Origin of the sequence: Faecalicatena orotica, from assembly GCF_905197545.1 — a bacterium.
Classification (GTDB): Bacteria; Bacillota; Clostridia; order Lachnospirales; family Lachnospiraceae; genus Faecalicatena_A; species Faecalicatena_A orotica.
In genome coordinates this window covers 67,760-83,406 of sequence record NZ_CAJJZH010000010.1, presented here as the reverse complement: position 1 = coordinate 83,406, position 15,647 = coordinate 67,760, and the positions used below count along the sequence as shown (strand labels likewise).

The following is a 15,647-nucleotide window of genomic DNA, read 5'->3' as shown; positions in this document are numbered from 1 at the left end:
CTGCACAAATATAGAAAGGCCTGAATCTTATGTCTTTGTTAGAATTTGACATACATACCCACACAATCGCCAGCGGACATGGATCTACTGCCACAATCACCGATATGGCAAAAGCCGCCGCTGCACATAATTTAAAAATGCTCGGAATCACAGATCACGGCCCCGCTACGCTCGGGGGCGGAAGGGTCTCTTATTTCAGGAGCCTTGCGCATGCACAGAAAAAGCGGGTCGGTATCGAAATGCTCTATGGTGCAGAGGTGAATATTCTGGATAATAAAGGGAAGCTGGATCTGGATGATACTATATTAGAAAAGCTGGATTATGCCATCGCAAGCATCCATAAACCAGTTAAAAAACCGGGAACTATAGAAGAAAATACAGCAGCCTATATCGCTGCGATGCAGAATCCCAACGTCCGGATCATCGGACACTGTGATGACGTGAAATATCCTGTCGACTATCTTGCAATTGTAAAAGCGGCAATGAAATATGACGTACTTCTTGAGATTAATAACAGTTCCCTAAGTCCCGACGGCTATCGCGGCGACACCAGATTCAACGACCTGATGATCCTGAATCTGTGCAGACACTTTCATTATCCGGTCGTTCTGGCAAGCGACAGCCACGGAACCAGGCATGTAGGAGACTTCAGTTATGCCTTAGAGCTCGCAAAGCTTGCAGGAATGCCTGAGTCATTGATCATGAATTATTCCACGAAAGCATTCAAATGCTTTCTGGAACGTTAACAAAATCAGAATGGGCGCTCAAAATGCAAACTTTATCCGGTACCGGACGAGCCTTGCGTTCTGGGGCCCTACTTTTTTGCAAAAATTTGACGGTATAGCTTCAGCCTGATTCACGATCAGTTCATCTAGTGTCGTGCAGAATATCTGGCTGAGCGCATAAAAATTATCCAGTGACGGCAGTGTCCTCCCTGCAAACCAGCCATAAATAGACTGCGGTGAACCCAATCTCAAAAGGCTGCAAAGATCTTTTACCGCAATATTTCTGGATCTGCAGATAAACCGCAGCCAGTTGCCGGTTCTTACCATGTTAATCCCGGGATATTCATTCCCCTTCATATGCTCATCTTCCCTTCTTTTTCAGTGTTTTCCTCAAAAAATACTATTAAGAAATATCACCTTATCCTACTTGTTTTGATTTTCTTTTATAATAGCACATAATTTTATCATTAATCTACTGAATCATGTGTCAAGCAGTTTATAACTTAATATTATAATCCACCGCTCTCTCAGCTATCTTATTTACTTTTCCTGTTCAGCATAACCAACCCCTGTTAAGGCAAGCGCAAACAATCCGGCCGCAATATAGATCCCGTCATTTATCCCAATCAACGCAAGAATGATTGTGAAAAGCAGCATCGCAATTCCAAGTAACATTTTTTTCATGTCATTCCCCTTTCCATTTTGTTCAAGTATATCAGATATGACAATGTTTTTAAAGAAAACAAGAAATGCTTCAGCCCGTGTGGCTGAAGCATTTCTCGGATTAGGTATTTATTTTTCTATTTTTTTGGAGGAAAAATCGAAAAATATATGTTATGTCTATTGGACAATTCATATCCAATATATATTCAAAAGGGCGGCTGACCCCTTTTGGCAGTATTTGCAGCATCTTATTGTGCTTATGCTCTCTTTGAAAGCACTTCTGTTTCATATTTCTCAATTTCTGAGAACCATCCTTCTGGATCTACACCACACTGAGCACAATATTCATTCCAGATATCCCCGATTGGAAGTGTCTTGCATTCTTCCATCATAACCATCTTCTTGCTAAACTGGTTTGTATCCTGCAGCTCTTTGAGCATTGCGCTCGGAGTACACAGAGCATTCAGGAGTGCCTTCTGGAAGCTTCTGAATCCCGTTACCCATGCAGATACACGGTTGATGGATGCATCAAAGTAATCCAGTGCAATATATGTACGGTCAAGACCATCGCAGCGCACGATTTCCTGCGCAATTTCCTTTGTCTCATCATCGTAAAGAACTACATGGTCAGAATCCCAGCGGATCGGGCGTGTGACATGGAGTGCGATTTCCGGAAAGAATGTAAGCAGCGCTGGAATCTTATCGGAAACAACTTCTGTCGGGTGATAATGTCCGTTATCCATCAGAGGAAGGCATTTATCCATATTTGCAGCTGCATAACTTAAAGCAAACTCGGCAGAACCAACTGTATAGGCTTCTACACCAATACCAAATACCTTGGACTCTACGCAAGGTTTCACCATCTTCGGATCATAGGCTTCAGAAAGAATCTCGTCGATAGACTCTTTATAACGAACCCTTGGTCCCATGCGGTCTGCCGGTACATCTTTATAACCGTCACCCGTCCAGATATTCATAACACAAGGGATCCCTGTCTGCTCTGCAAAATATGTCGAGATCCGGATGCAGGCTTTTCCATGCTCGATCCAGAACTTTCTTGTCTCTTCATCCGGGCTTGACAGAGTCAGTCCGTCTTTCACTTTATCATGAGAGAAGAAGGTCGGGTTAAAGTCCAGTCCCATTCCTCTTTCCTTCGCAAAGTCAACCCATTTCTGGAAATGCTTTGGCTCCAGTTTATCACGGTCAACAAACTCACCATCTTCAAAAATCGCATAGCTTGCATGCACATTAATCTTCTTCATTCCCGGCATCAGGCTCATAGCCTTATCCATATCAGCAAGCAGCTCCTCTGGAGTTCTTGCCTTCCCGGGATAATTTCCGGTCGTCTGGATTCCTCCTGTCAGAGGACCGTCATGATCGAATCCCGTCACATCATCCCCCTGCCAGCAGTGCAGTGATACAGGCACATTCTTACATTTTTCAATCGCAGCGTCCGTATCCACCCCCAGCTTTGCATAAATCTCCCTTGCTGATTCATATCTTTCTCTTGTCGTCATCATAAATCCTCCTTATTTTTCAAAGGGGTCAGACCCCTTTGCGCTCCGTTTTCAGAATTGTTTTCCTTTTTCGTCGTAGTTCTTTATGTCAAATGACCTGCCCACACATACTCTTGCTTCCGGAAGGCTCGCAAATACGCCGTCATGCAACATTTGTACGATCATGTTCCCGATTGCTGTCGCTTCGGTAGGACCTGCGGAAACTTTCTTTTGTGTGTATTTTGCAGTTAATTCGTTCAAATATCCTGCGTTTGCACCGCCGCCTACAACGTAGATTGTATCGTATGTATTGCCTGTAATTGCTTCTATCTCTTTGACTGTGTCTCCGTAACACTTTCCAAGACTATTATAAATCACTGCAGCAATCTCGCCCACGGTCTTCGGGACCGGCTGGCCTGTCTTTTTGCAGAAGTCCTGTACGGCCTGAATCATGCTCTCCGGTGCAAGGAAGCAGTCGTCATTGCAGTCTACGATAGAAGTAATTGTTTCCTTCGATGCTCTGTCGCAGATCTCGGCAAAGGATAAGTCCTCTTCAAACTCTTTTTTCACGGACTGTATCATCCACAATCCCATGATGTTCTTCAGATAACGGAATCTGTGGCCGTAACCGCCCTCGTTTGTAAAGTTTGCCTTCATGCTCTCCTCTGAACAATCCGCTTCTTTTCTCTCGATCCCCATTAATGACCATGTGCCTGAACTGATATAGATGGCATTATCATCATTGGTCGGCACCGCCAGTACTGCGGAGCCTGTATCATGTGTTGCCGGCAGGACCACCTCACAGTCAAATCCAACTTCTTCCTGAATCTCTTTGGTAAAATTTCCTACAACTGTTCCCGGCATCGAAACAGGCTGGAACATCTTTCTATTGTAACCAAGCATTTCGATCAGTTCATAATCCCAGTCATTTGTCTTAGGATCAATCAACTGTCCTGTCGTCGCATTGGTATATTCCATCTTCTTAACACCAGTTAATAAGAAATGGAAGTAATCCGGTATCATCAACATTGATTCTGCCTGTTCAAGGTACTCAGGGTGTGTCTCTTTTACCGCCATTAGCTGGTAGATAGTGTTGAAAATCTGCTTCTGGATTCCGGTCCTTGCATACAGGGCTTTGGGTGATATCTTCTCATATACTTTTTCATCCATGCCGTTCGTGCGGCTGTCACGGTAGCCGACAGTATCTCCAAGAATCTGGTCGTCTTTGTCGAGCAGCACATAATCCACTCCCCATGTATCAATCGCCATAGAGACCGGTATCTTTCCGAGTTCTCTGCACTTCTTCAAACCGTTCTTAATCTCCTGAAACAGACGCCCAACATCCCAGCACAATGTACCGTCCTTATTATCCATTCCGTTCGCAAACCGGTACACTTCCTCCAGCTGCATGTTCCCGTCCTTCATGGAAGCGAGCATGTGGCGTCCGCTGGATGCCCCAATATCAACGGCTAAATAATATTTCTCCATTTTGTGCCTCCTTCATATCTTCTCGATTCTACACTTATTATAATTGGTAGAAGAGGACAAAAAAAGGACGCTATTTATTTAAAACAGCGTCCTTATTTGCAACTCACTTCTTCTATTTCCATTTCATCAGCCGATCCATAATCCGCCTCTGCTGCTCCGGTTCTTTCTCTGGTATACACAAATATATCCCCCGCGGGTCCATTGCGTCCATAAACGGTTCCAGCTCTTCCGGCTCCAGATCAACCACGATGCTTTTCCCCGCCCCCTGTATCTTCTTAATGAAATCAACCCACTGCATAATGGGCTTATCATCTCCCACTCCCTGCACCCACTGGATCGCCTGTATTTCTTCTATCTTCAGAAGCTCATCTACATGATTTGCAACGCCCTTTCCATCAAGATGGAAGATATTATGGCGAAAATGTTTGACCTCTTTTTTAATATACGGCAGTGAGAACTGATTAAAAAAGTCTCTGGAAATCATGGCTCCCAGATCACAGCTCGGGATATGCATGGATTCATAGGAGGGGATGTTCATCCATGAAACCGATAATTGATTTTTAGACTTCAGAAGTGAATGGAATTCATCCATCATCGGGAAAAATGCCTGAAAGCACTTCTCCGTCAGAGCAATTACAAATTCTTCCGCATCGAACATATCCATACACAATTCTTCCGTTCCGCGCAGTGCATCGGCACAATCGAGGCTGGGATGCATATCCGTATACCCCACCATAAACCGGTTGTCACAGCGTTCCAGAGCATACTTGGTCATCTCTATTATTTTCTGATAATAGGAATTTCCTCTGCGAAAAGCGATCTGTTCGAGATCATCCTCCTTCAATATCTGTGGTTTTCCCCACGATGTTACCTCACCAAACTCTAATTCGCTGTCCGTTATAGCTGCCGCAAAAAAATTAGGGCCCAGATTCGGATAATACATGGGGAATGTTTCACCCAGCCAAGGATGACTGTCTAAAGCACTGATAAATTGATTCACCTGATATTCGGTATCAAACCATTTATCCCTGAAATTCTTCCATCCCCCACCTTTGTCTGCTTTGTCATATTCCTCATTATGCGCGGAAAACCGTACCGGGACACGATCGATAATTTCTCCGTCATACCACGCGTAAATGCGTTTCATACACTGCACAAAATCCGGCTTTGTTTCCAGATCCAGATCATAAAAATTAGTTTCACCCATATCATCGCTCCCTTCACAATCAGGCTGTTTTTAATTTTGCCTTTTTCTCCCTTGACCTGATATCTACGGCCACGGCCACAATCAGTACAATTCCTTTCACAACCCTCTGCCAGTATTCATTAATATTCAGCATCATCATTCCATTGGCAAGGACTCCCATAAAAACAACCCCCACGATGACTTTGGACAGCCTGCCTTCTCCTCCGCTGACACTGACGCCGCCCAAAACCACGGCCGTGATAATATCCATTTCATAACCGTCCCCGGCACTGGGCTGCCCGCTGTTTACACGGGACATCAGGATCAGAGATGCCAGCGTTCCGAGCAGGCCGACCATAATATAGATTTTATAAATCTCCTTTTTCACGTTTACACCGGACAGCCGGGTTGTCTCCTCGTTGCCTCCAATACCGTAAATCCGCCTGCCAAAAACAGTTTTATTCAGCATAATGTAACCAAAGATAAATACGATAACCATGATTATCATTGAAATCGGAATGATCCCGATACTTCCCTGTCCGAGAATTTTAAACCCTTCCGGGATTCCATAAATCGGCATCCCCCCGGAAATAAGGTAGGTTGCACCTCTCAGACTGATCATCATTCCTAACGTTGTTATAATCGGAGGGATTTTCAGGTATGTAATGCATGTTGCATTTATGATTCCGATAACGGCGCCAATTAGAAAACCAACGAGGACAACAAGAACCGGATTGATCCCTTTGCTCATCAGCAGCGCACATGTAACCACCACTACACCTATCAGTGAACCAATGGACAGGTCGATGCCGCCTGTGAGGATTACACATGTCATTCCCAGCGCGCAGATTCCAACAATCGAAATCTGGCGTGCAATATTGGCCAGATTATTTGGTGTTAAAAATGTAGCGGTCGAGAAAGAAAAGAACAGCACCATAACGATCAGCGCAATAATAATCCCCATATTACTCCATTCAATCTTCTTTACTTTTGTATCTATCTTTTCTTTCATGCCAAGACCTCCTGTGCTTTTGAAGCTAATTCCAATATTTTTTCCTGATTAATTTCTGATTTTTCCAACTCGCCTGAAATTCTACCTTCTGCCATGACTATAATGCGGTCCGACATTCCCATTAATTCTGGCAGCTCCGAAGATATAAGTATGACAGCCTTGCCCTGTCTTGCGAGTTCATCGATCAGTTCATAAATTTCCTGCTTTGCCCCTACGTCAATCCCGCGTGTAGGTTCGTCGAAAATGATGATATCACAATTCATCAGCAGCCATTTTCCAAGGATAACCTTCTGTTGGTTGCCCCCGCTTAGGTTTTTCACAAGCTGGTGCATGGAGGGCGTTTTTACCGTTAATTTTTCAATCTGCTCTCCGCAGATTTCCTCTTCCTTTTTTCTGTTGATAATCCCCATTCCATTCGTAATCTGGGAGGCGTAAACAAAACTTATATTGTCCTTCACTGACATGTTTAAAAACAGTCCCTGTTGTTTTCTGTCCTCAGGAATTAATGCGATTCCATGTTTAATGGCGTCTTCGGGTGACTGTATTTTTGTCTTCTCTCCCCGGATATAGATCTCTCCCTGCAGGATCTTGTCCGCACCATATACCGCACGTGCCGTCTCAGTACGCCCTGCTCCGACCAGTCCCGCGAATCCGAGGCGTTCACCCCTGTATGCCTCAAAAGAAACACCTCTTAAAAGTTCTGTAGCAATGTTCTTCACTTCCAGTATTTTTTCTCCCCTTTGCGGGACAAACGCGGGGAATGTATCGTTTAATTCTCTGTTTACCATAAGCCGGATCAACTCTTCCTGCGTCGTATCTTCTATGTTCATTGTCCTGATATAATGTCCGTCCCTGAAAACAGAAACCTTATCGCACAATTCAAAAATTTCTTCCATACGGTGGGATATATAAAGAATGGCCATTCCTTCTTTTTTCAACGTCTTAACAATTTCAAATAAATATTCCAATTCATTGTTCGTAAGAGCTGCCGACGGCTCATCCATAATCATTACTTTTACATTCTGGGAAAGCGACTTTGCGATTTCCACGAGCTGCTGATATCCAACTGTAAGATCTTTTACAAGCATTTTAGGGTCTATACTCACACCCAGCCTGTCCAGCACCTCCGATGCATCTCTTTCCATCGCCGCAAAATCAATCAGCCCCCTTTTCTTTTTATATCGGTTGTAATAAATATTTTCTGCAACCGACAGATGTTTCAACAGGTTTAGTTCCTGATAGATTGCAGTTATTCCCAGCGCCATTGACTTCTGGGGCGAATTATCCTCTATCTTTTTTCCTTCAAAGACCACTTCCCCCTTTGTCGGCTGGATAGCTCCCGTAATCACTTTGATAAATGTTGACTTGCCCGCGCCGTTTTCACCGACTATGGCATGGACCTCTCCCTGGGAAAAACCCAGGGAGACATCATCGAGGGCCGCAACGCCGGGATAAAGCTTTGTAATATGTCTTAATTCCAGTATATTCTGCTCCATCTTTAACGACCTTTCACCTTATACTATTCGATATCGTAGTCACCGATATTATCCTTTGTTACCTGGCTCATATCATAGACGATCATTTCTGATTTCGGTCCGTTTTCCAGTACATCTTTTACCAGATCCAATACGTCTGCCCCTTTTTCTGCGGGCTTGATATCAACGGTTCCCTTATACATCGTATCCTGTGAAACCAGCTTGAGTGCTTCCGGCAAAGCATCCAGCCCAATGATGCATGTGTTATCCGGCGTATGCTCCTTGTGTGTCAGACATGATTCGTACACACCAAGTGCGGAAGAATCATTAATACAAATAAACATGGAAACTTTTGGATTTGTCGTCAGGGCCGTCTCTGAAAGATTATATCCGGTATCGGCATCTGCTGCATTCTGCTCATACACATAGTTGATCTTCTTATCACCTGTGTAAGTATCCTCAAGACCCTTTTTCAGCCCCTCGGCACGTTTGATTACGGAAGGGATCTGGTCATAACGCACCACCACTACCTCTATCTCATCCGCATCATTGACGATCTCATCAATCGTACCGTCACTCTCCTTTTCATTCAGCCACTTGCCTGCCAGTTCTCCTCCGAGCCTTCCGTATTCTTCCTCATCAATACCGAAAAACGCATCCGATCCCTTCACCTCCTGATCCAGGCTGATGACCGGTATCCCTGCATCCTGAGCCTTCTTAACTGCGTCTGCCGGTGCTTCCTGATCAACAGGACTAATGATAATGGCATCAACCCCCTGAGAAACAAAGTCTTCGATCTGACTGATATGTTTGGAGGCATCCGCAGCCGCATCTGCGACGACGAGATCAATCCCCTTCTCTTTTGCGGCCGCTTTCATTCCTTCTACAATGGATACAAAATAAGCATTTTCCATACTCTGGACCGTGTAACCTACTTTTATTGTCCCGCCGTCTTCTTCCTTTTTAGTCGAAGTGCCACCCTTATCCGGGGCATCATCCGAAGTTTTTACGAGTCCGCACCCTCCCATTGTGAGAACCATTGCAGCTGCAATCAATACGCTTAATACTTTCTTTTTCATATATTTTTCTCCTTCCAATTAAGATATCTTTATTATAAATTTAGTCTGTCCATTTGATAATCCAATATGATACTATAAACTTTAGATATCATCCGATTATGATAATAAGAAAATGGCTATACCATCCTCTGATATAGCCATTACATGATTTTGAATCAGCGATTGCCCATGCCTTTTATCATTTTCTTATACTGTGATACACTTACTCCAGTGAACTTTTTAAATGCCGCGCTGAAATATGCGGGATTATCATAACCCGTCATATAACCGATCTCCTGAATCTTATAATCAGGGTTCATAAGAAGAATCTGCGCCTCTTTCATCCTCCTTTTGATCAGGTAATCTGTAAAACTTTCCCCTGTCACTTCTGTAAACACGGTACTGAAATAATTCCGGCTCAGCCCGGCATAGGCCGCAGCATCTCCGATCCGTAGTCCGGGCTCCGAAAAATGTTCTTCTATATATTCGCAGGCTTTTACAATGCTCTGTTCTACACCGGCCGGATCATTTTCCTTCACATTTTCAGTGAGCCTTATTAACTCTGCTTCTAAAAGCTCCATTGCATCATCCAGTGTTTTCTGCTTGATAATCCGGTAATACAGCGCATCTAGTTCCTCCTCTTCTTCCTTAAACTGAGGCATCCTCCTGATCTCACCGAGAATCGAGCTCACAGAAAAAGAAAGCATCAAAATCGAATCACTGCCTGTATACCTCAGATTATTTTTCAGCCTCCCTACATATTCATGGAGCATATCCGTATAACCTGTCGTCACTAATTTTGCCAGATATTCCACCAGGCTTTTGTTCACAGTATGGTTCTGGTCAAAATATTTATCCAGATCCTTTTCCGAAAGATTCTTATCTTTCCCCTCACTGAACTGGTAACTGCATATTTGTCTGATCTTTTCGTATGACAGACTCAGGTAATAGAGCTCTGAGACGGCCGGTCCTGCTATAAATGTGACCGGCACACAGGCATCCACACCCTTCATCCTGTTTCGGCAGTCCTCCTCAAAACTGGATACTTCCTGCTCTGCCGTTTCTTCATCACACAGGCAGCAGAACAAGTGATGTCCGAAACTGTGGATATATTTAAACCCTCTCTCCCTGCCGGCATCCCTGAGTATCTTCCGATACTCGTCCTCTTTTTCGGAATGGTCGAACAACGCCTCAACTACCAGCCATTTCTGCCCGGGCCCCCTAAGATAGGGTTCCTCCAGTTTACTGCAGACTGTTCTGGTGTATTTCTGGTTCAGGACATTCTGAAAAAATGTTTCCTCCAGAATCCCCTCGTCTTCCATTACCATTTCTTCCAGCCTGCTGCTCTTCTTCTGTATCTGCTCATTTCTCTTCTTTTCTTCCTTCTGGTACACAATCTGGCGCATTGTCTCGCGCATCTGGTTAAGGTCAATTGGTTTCAAAAGATAGTCATCCACCCCGAGCCGCAGTGCCTTCTGGGCAAACTGGAAATCATCATAGGCACTCATAATCACGACATGGGTATCCGGGCACAGAGTGCGTATCTGCTCCGTCAGCTTAAGTCCGTCCATATTGGACATCTTAATATCTGTCAGAAGGACATCCGCCTGCTTCTCTACGACTGCCTTTAGCGCTTTATCTCCGTCATCCACTCCTGCGGCCACCTCAATGTCCAGTTCCTCCCACGGGAATGCACAGCACATGCCCTGAAGCTGGATCTCATCATCATCTGCAATCACCAATTTATACATGCATACACTCCTCTCTTATCTCAATGGACACCTTCGTTCCCATTCCATCTGTACTGTCAACCTTCATGATACAGCCTTCTCCGAAAAACAGCTTCAGCCGTTCATTTACATTTGTCAGCCCATAACTGTCAGACTCCTCCACAATACCTTCCGACAACATTCTCTGGATTTTCCCCAGCCGCTTGGGAGGCATTCCCAATCCGGTATCCTCTACACACAGGACCACCCTTCCATTCTTTTTCGTGCCTTTTATTTCGATGCTCCCTCCCTTATCTTTTCCTTTAATTCCGTGATAAATGGAATTTTCAACCAGAGGCTGGAGAATCAATTTGGGAACTATGTACGACTCTACTTCTTCATCTACAGAGATTGAGAATGACAATTTTTTCTTATATCTCATCAGTTGTATTGTCAGGTAACTCTCTACATTGGATATCTCATTTTTAATTGCCACCCGCTCACTGCCCTTATTTAGTCCGGTCTTAAAAAAACGTGTCAGTGCATCCAGCATATTTTCTGCATCCTCCTGATTTTTCATTCGGATCAGCCACATCAGTGAATCGAGTGTGTTATATAAAAAATGCGGATTTATCTGTGCCTGGAGCAGCAGCAGTTCGTAATGCCTCTGTCGTTCATGCTCCGTCCGGATACGATCCATCAAATTGCGGATTTCCACGACCATCTCATTGAACTGTGCCCCCAGCTCCCCAATTTCATCTTCTGCTTCACAGGTCACCGTAGTTTCAAAATCCCCCTCCTGTACCCTCTCTACATTTTCTTTTAATGACAAGATAGGTCTGGTAATACTTCCGGCAACCTTATACGATACATACACACTTCCCACGATCAAAAGTGCAGTCACAAAAAGTGAAACGGTCACCACGACAATCAGGAGACGGTAATAATTAACCTGTGGGAGAAAATAAACCAGAATCCAGTCATTCACATCCATCTGCTGGTATGCCGTCATATATCCTGACACAGCGCCAAAGCTCTTTTGGGGGAAGTCTTTTTTCCAATATGTCAGAAGCTTCGTGGTCTTAAGAACCTCCGGCCTTAGTTGTTCTACTTCTTCCTGTTCTGCCAGTCCGTCTTTCTGAATCAACGTTAACCTGTCGTTATCATACAATTCTACTTTCTCATCTACAATCCTGAATTTTGTATCCGGATAAAACAGATATAATTCACCGCCGTCTTCCACATAATGACTATTCCTGAGAATATCAGATACCCCGATCTCTACCATGACACAGCCCAGAATACGCCCGGTCCGTGCCTCTGAAACAGGAATCCCGAGGGAAATAAATTCCGTTTCAGCATTCTCAGCAAAATATGACTCACTGTGCAGTTCAAACCAGTGAGATTCTTTCTGCTCTTTTACAAGCGTATACCAGTCTTCCTGTGTATACTCCTTTTCCTTTAGAGAGTACGGGCTATTTTTATATAAACCGCCATTTTCTCCAATTATATATACTTTTACGGAGCCATCAAAATACCCGGATGTCCCCAGCAGCAAACTGTTCAGTTTTATTTCACTGGCATGCTGCTCCTGTTCAGTTTGAAACTTATTTGCCAATATCTGGTTCACGGCTTCATCGTCTGCAACTGTCTGCCCGATCTGATACGCCTGTTGAAGAATCTTATCTATCTGGTCCGCCTGATTGCCAAGTGTCGAACATATTTCATCTTTCCTCTTCTCCTGTACATTCACCAGAATATAAAACAGCATAACAACACAGAAAAGGATAACAGGGATCAAGGAAAACAACGCAAAGTTTTTCAGCAGTTTATCACGAATTGATTTCTTCTTCATAGATCAGTACCCCTGCATTTCATCCAGATTTTCTTTTGTAAATATACTTCCATGTAAAATATTCTCATAACTGATCTCTGTTCCCTGCATGTCTTTTTGGATCAGTTCAGACAGTATTTTCCCCATATAGGGAACAGCTTCTATGGTTCCCAGATACCCGCCTGCCTGTATCGCAGTCTTTACATCCTTGATTCCATTTATGGATACCACCGGAATCTGCCCTCGCAGCCCCAGTTCTTCCAGTGCGCTGACAGCCCCGATGCCATCCTCATCCGTGTCTGCAAATATAGCATCTATAGACCCCGGGCTGTTCAGAAGATAATTCATCACATTATTGCGCGCAATTCCTCTGTCCCCGTTCCCCTCAATACTGCCTTTGATTTCAAGATTTTCGTATTCCCTCAGCTGATTTCTAAAACCCGTACTGTGTTCTCTGCTGATCGAGGAACCGCTTTCCCCTCTCAATTCAAGAATCTGCCCTTCCCTGCCGGCAAAATACTGATTCAGCAGATTTGCGCAAACCTCTCCTTCCCAATGCTGGTCAGTTCTTATTTCTGCCAGAATCGGAATTTCATTCGATCCTGCAATGCTTCGGTCCAGTAAAATTATCTTCGTATCTGTATCTGAAACTTTCTGCAGTTCTTCTTCCAGACCAATTGTTTTTACGGGCATTACAACGAGATATTCAGGACTGTACTCCATCAACTCCTGAATATCTGTCTGCTGCTTCTCCATATCTGAATCCGCATCTCTCCACTCTACTGTAAAATGAGCAAGATCAAGATTCTCGAGAACATCCTTCCATATGGCGGTTGTCCTTGGGTTCTTTATGTTACAGAAAGAAACCGCAACCTGCACATTTTCATGATCTTCCGCCATTGTTTTTTCATATTTTCCCAGAACTCCACACACAGTCATGCCTGCTATGATAATTCCGATGATCGCTAACCCCCACTTTTTCATAACAGCCTCCTTATCTGAAATAATTATAGCATACAGGTTTCACATTGTATTACTTTTTCTTTGTGTGATTTCGCCATTTTGTTGAATGTACATTCTTATTTAGATAATAAAAAAACTGCCTGCATGCTATTGCACATAGGCAGCCCTTAAAAACCCGCTGTTATTTCACATTTACTATCTTCCAAACACATGCCTCAAAAACTGAACCGAATTTTTCGCGTCTTCATCCAGTTTTTCCAGACTTGCGTCCGGCAGCATTTCACGCCATATTTTTATATCACTTCCAACGCCTCCACCGGTAAGGACAAACGGTTCCATCACGACATTTCCCTGATAGCCTGCCCTGTCGAGCGCCTTGCCGATCTCGGCCCACGGGATGTTCCCTTTGCCGGGGACTCTTCTGTTATTCTCACCTACATGGAAATGTCCCAGCTTATCTCCGGCAGTCAGTATCGCATCCGGCATGCTGTCTTCTTCTATGTTCATATGGAAAGTGTCCAGCATCACTTTCACGGCAGGCGTGCCCACCTCTTCAACGAACTGTACCGCTTCTTTCGCTGTGTTGAGCAGGTAGCCTTCAAACCGGTTCAATACTTCCAGACAGTAATCTACGCCACAGTCCTCTGCGATTCTGGAAACTGTGCGCACGTTCTTCACGCTCCGCTCCCAGTCCCCTTTTTTATCGATAGGCCTGGAATAGTCAACCGGCCAGTAGGAATATATCCCGCCACCCAGCGTATGGATATCCAGATATTCCAGCTTTCCCAGTATGTCCGTATAGAATTCTATGGCATGTCTTACGACCGCCTCATCGGCAGACGCGAGATTTTCATTTGCCGCCGGGCCATAACCTGCAGTCAGGACCATATCATATTCCTTCGCAGTCTCTTTGAATCTGTCCAGACCGGCCTTGCTGATATCTTTCAATGCAGCACAGGAAATCTCCAGTATATCAAAACCGAGCTCTTTTGCCTTCTTAATGTAGCTTGCCTGGTCTGCATCCCATTCCTTCTCCCAATATGCAAAATAAATCCCATACTTCATAGATGTTATCTCCTTTTCTATTTTCCTGATCTGAGCAGTCCGGCCAGCAGCTCGTTTTCGTAAAAATATGTTTCCGTAACTCCGCATTCCCCCACATACCGCGGGTCTTCCACACCTTTTTTCTGGTCTGCATGATAATCCGATCCTCCTGACAGAATCCGTACCCTGCTGCCATAAGTCTCTCGTATATAAGTCTCTATTTCCGTTTTGTTCATAGTACCTTCATAGCTCGTCTTATCATACGTGTAGCATGCCTCGATCCCGTCCAGCCCTGCTTCCACGAGATCGTCTATGTACCGTTTGCGTTCTGTCACCTTTCCATCTTTCATGACACGGCTGCTGATCAGGAAGGGATGGGCCAGAATGGCGATGCCGCCGGTACGGTGGACCATTTCAATGACAGTCTTCGGATCCGGTTTCTTCCGTTTTACCTGATAGCGCTTTGTATTCTTTACAAGCAGTTTTGCCTCACTCCAGTCCTTTGTATATCCCTTTTTCGCCATCAATTCGAAAATCATCTTTTTCAGGACATGATCCTCCTCCACCGGATGGCCGCCGTTATACAGTACTTCTTCCCAGCTGACAGCTATTTTATCTTCATTCAGGCGTCTGACCAGTTCTTTATATCCTTCTGTTCTCGATATAGCAACATCATATTCGAGTTCCTTAAACCATTTATCCTGCCAGTCACAGCCCAGACAGACGATATGTACATCATCCACATCCGTATCACAGGAAATTTCTGTTCCGAGCAAAAGTGTAACACCGTGGGAAGACGCATATTCACTCAGGCTCCCCCTGTTCCCGGCTGCATCTATGTCTGTATCATCCGGAACAATATCGTGGTCTGTCAGCGCCAGTATTTTTACACCGTTTTCTTTTGCCCGCATGATTACTTCCCTTGGCGTGTCCGCCCCGTCTGAACGCGTCGAATGTGTGTGCAGATCACATGTATAATTTGCGTGAGTCATCT

The 15,647-nt window shown here is 44.4% G+C and carries 14 protein-coding genes; 1 reads left to right on the top strand and 13 read right to left on the bottom strand.

The genetic code is table 11. The features are described 5' to 3' along the window. Nucleotides 1–29 precede the first annotated feature (29 nt). Entirely contained in the window at nucleotides 30–746 is a 717-nt protein-coding gene (locus ABIN22_RS19000; RefSeq protein ID WP_346910547.1) for a phosphatase, read from the top strand. Between the two features lie 18 nt (nucleotides 747–764). Here ABIN22_RS19000 and ABIN22_RS18995 read toward each other — a convergent pair whose 3' ends face one another. The 13 genes from ABIN22_RS18995 to ABIN22_RS18935 all read right to left on the bottom strand — a co-directional run bounded on the left by ABIN22_RS18995 (nucleotide 765) and on the right by ABIN22_RS18935 (nucleotide 15,645). Beyond that, nucleotides 765–1,082, bottom strand: a complete 318-nt coding sequence (locus tag ABIN22_RS18995) for a helix-turn-helix domain-containing protein (protein ID WP_346910545.1) — start codon at nucleotides 1,080–1,082, stop codon at nucleotides 765–767. 183 nt (nucleotides 1,083–1,265) lie between these two features. Further along, nucleotides 1,266–1,409 (bottom strand): hypothetical protein, encoded by a 144-nt coding sequence (locus tag ABIN22_RS18990; protein ID WP_346910543.1) that lies wholly within the window; start codon nucleotides 1,407–1,409, stop codon nucleotides 1,266–1,268. A 236-nt stretch (nucleotides 1,410–1,645) separates the two neighbouring features. After that, nucleotides 1,646–2,905, bottom strand: coding sequence for an L-rhamnose isomerase (locus tag ABIN22_RS18985; RefSeq protein ID WP_346910658.1), 1,260 nt, complete (start codon nucleotides 2,903–2,905; stop codon nucleotides 1,646–1,648). A gap of 51 nt (nucleotides 2,906–2,956) precedes the next feature. Further along, nucleotides 2,957–4,372 (bottom strand): rhamnulokinase, encoded by a 1,416-nt coding sequence (gene rhaB / locus ABIN22_RS18980; protein WP_346910541.1) that lies wholly within the window; start codon nucleotides 4,370–4,372, stop codon nucleotides 2,957–2,959. Nucleotides 4,373–4,484: 112 nt separating this feature from the next. Then, the gene (locus ABIN22_RS18975) at nucleotides 4,485–5,579 is read right to left on the bottom strand and encodes a uroporphyrinogen decarboxylase/cobalamine-independent methonine synthase family protein (RefSeq protein WP_346910539.1); all 1,095 of its coding nucleotides are present in this window, start codon (nucleotides 5,577–5,579) and stop codon (nucleotides 4,485–4,487) included. A 19-nt stretch (nucleotides 5,580–5,598) separates the two neighbouring features. Then, the gene (locus ABIN22_RS18970) at nucleotides 5,599–6,570 is read right to left on the bottom strand and encodes an ABC transporter permease (protein ID WP_346910537.1); all 972 of its coding nucleotides are present in this window, start codon (nucleotides 6,568–6,570) and stop codon (nucleotides 5,599–5,601) included. Further along, on the bottom strand, nucleotides 6,567–8,066 hold the full coding sequence (locus ABIN22_RS18965) for a sugar ABC transporter ATP-binding protein (RefSeq protein WP_346910535.1): 1,500 nt from the start codon (nucleotides 8,064–8,066) through the stop codon (nucleotides 6,567–6,569). The genes ABIN22_RS18970 and ABIN22_RS18965 overlap by 4 nt, the downstream gene beginning before the upstream one ends. Before the next feature lie 23 nt (nucleotides 8,067–8,089). Continuing rightward, the gene (locus ABIN22_RS18960; RefSeq protein WP_109731229.1) at nucleotides 8,090–9,124 is read right to left on the bottom strand and encodes a sugar ABC transporter substrate-binding protein; all 1,035 of its coding nucleotides are present in this window, start codon (nucleotides 9,122–9,124) and stop codon (nucleotides 8,090–8,092) included. 155 nt (nucleotides 9,125–9,279) lie between these two features. Further along, complete coding sequence (locus ABIN22_RS18955; RefSeq protein ID WP_346910533.1) at nucleotides 9,280–10,854, bottom strand: response regulator; 1,575 nt, start codon at nucleotides 10,852–10,854, stop codon at nucleotides 9,280–9,282. Beyond that, the gene (locus tag ABIN22_RS18950; protein ID WP_346910531.1) at nucleotides 10,847–12,667 is read right to left on the bottom strand and encodes a sensor histidine kinase family protein; all 1,821 of its coding nucleotides are present in this window, start codon (nucleotides 12,665–12,667) and stop codon (nucleotides 10,847–10,849) included. The genes ABIN22_RS18955 and ABIN22_RS18950 overlap by 8 nt, the downstream gene beginning before the upstream one ends. Before the next feature lie 3 nt (nucleotides 12,668–12,670). Then, nucleotides 12,671–13,630, bottom strand: coding sequence for a substrate-binding domain-containing protein (locus tag ABIN22_RS18945; protein ID WP_346910529.1), 960 nt, complete (start codon nucleotides 13,628–13,630; stop codon nucleotides 12,671–12,673). Between the two features lie 174 nt (nucleotides 13,631–13,804). Further along, nucleotides 13,805–14,674: a D-psicose 3-epimerase gene (locus tag ABIN22_RS18940; RefSeq protein ID WP_346910527.1), complete on the bottom strand. Its 870-nt coding sequence runs from the start codon at nucleotides 14,672–14,674 to the stop codon at nucleotides 13,805–13,807. 17 nt (nucleotides 14,675–14,691) lie between these two features. After that, nucleotides 14,692–15,645, bottom strand: a complete 954-nt coding sequence (locus tag ABIN22_RS18935) for a PHP domain-containing protein (RefSeq protein ID WP_346910525.1) — start codon at nucleotides 15,643–15,645, stop codon at nucleotides 14,692–14,694. Nucleotides 15,646–15,647: the final 2 nt, after the last annotated feature.

Coding starts and splice junctions, on each gene's coding strand:
- ABIN22_RS18940 (WP_346910527.1), bottom strand. CDS start 14,674: ATGAAGTATGGGATTTATTTTGCATATTGGGAGAAGGAATGGGATGCA.
- ABIN22_RS18990 (WP_346910543.1), bottom strand. CDS start 1,409: ATGAAAAAAATGTTACTTGGAATTGCGATGCTGCTTTTCACAATCATT.
- ABIN22_RS18935 (WP_346910525.1), bottom strand. CDS start 15,645: ATGACTCACGCAAATTATACATGTGATCTGCACACACATTCGACGCGT.
- ABIN22_RS18985 (WP_346910658.1), bottom strand. CDS start 2,905: ATGACGACAAGAGAAAGATATGAATCAGCAAGGGAGATTTATGCAAAG.
- ABIN22_RS18955 (WP_346910533.1), bottom strand. CDS start 10,854: ATGTATAAATTGGTGATTGCAGATGATGATGAGATCCAGCTTCAGGGC.
- ABIN22_RS18995 (WP_346910545.1), bottom strand. CDS start 1,082: ATGAAGGGGAATGAATATCCCGGGATTAACATGGTAAGAACCGGCAAC.
- ABIN22_RS18950 (WP_346910531.1), bottom strand. CDS start 12,667: ATGAAGAAGAAATCAATTCGTGATAAACTGCTGAAAAACTTTGCGTTG.
- rhaB (WP_346910541.1), bottom strand. CDS start 4,372: ATGGAGAAATATTATTTAGCCGTTGATATTGGGGCATCCAGCGGACGC.
- ABIN22_RS18945 (WP_346910529.1), bottom strand. CDS start 13,630: ATGAAAAAGTGGGGGTTAGCGATCATCGGAATTATCATAGCAGGCATG.
- ABIN22_RS18970 (WP_346910537.1), bottom strand. CDS start 6,570: ATGAAAGAAAAGATAGATACAAAAGTAAAGAAGATTGAATGGAGTAAT.
- ABIN22_RS18960 (WP_109731229.1), bottom strand. CDS start 9,124: ATGAAAAAGAAAGTATTAAGCGTATTGATTGCAGCTGCAATGGTTCTC.
- ABIN22_RS18965 (WP_346910535.1), bottom strand. CDS start 8,066: ATGGAGCAGAATATACTGGAATTAAGACATATTACAAAGCTTTATCCC.
- ABIN22_RS18975 (WP_346910539.1), bottom strand. CDS start 5,579: ATGGGTGAAACTAATTTTTATGATCTGGATCTGGAAACAAAGCCGGAT.
- ABIN22_RS19000 (WP_346910547.1), top strand. CDS start 30: ATGTCTTTGTTAGAATTTGACATACATACCCACACAATCGCCAGCGGA.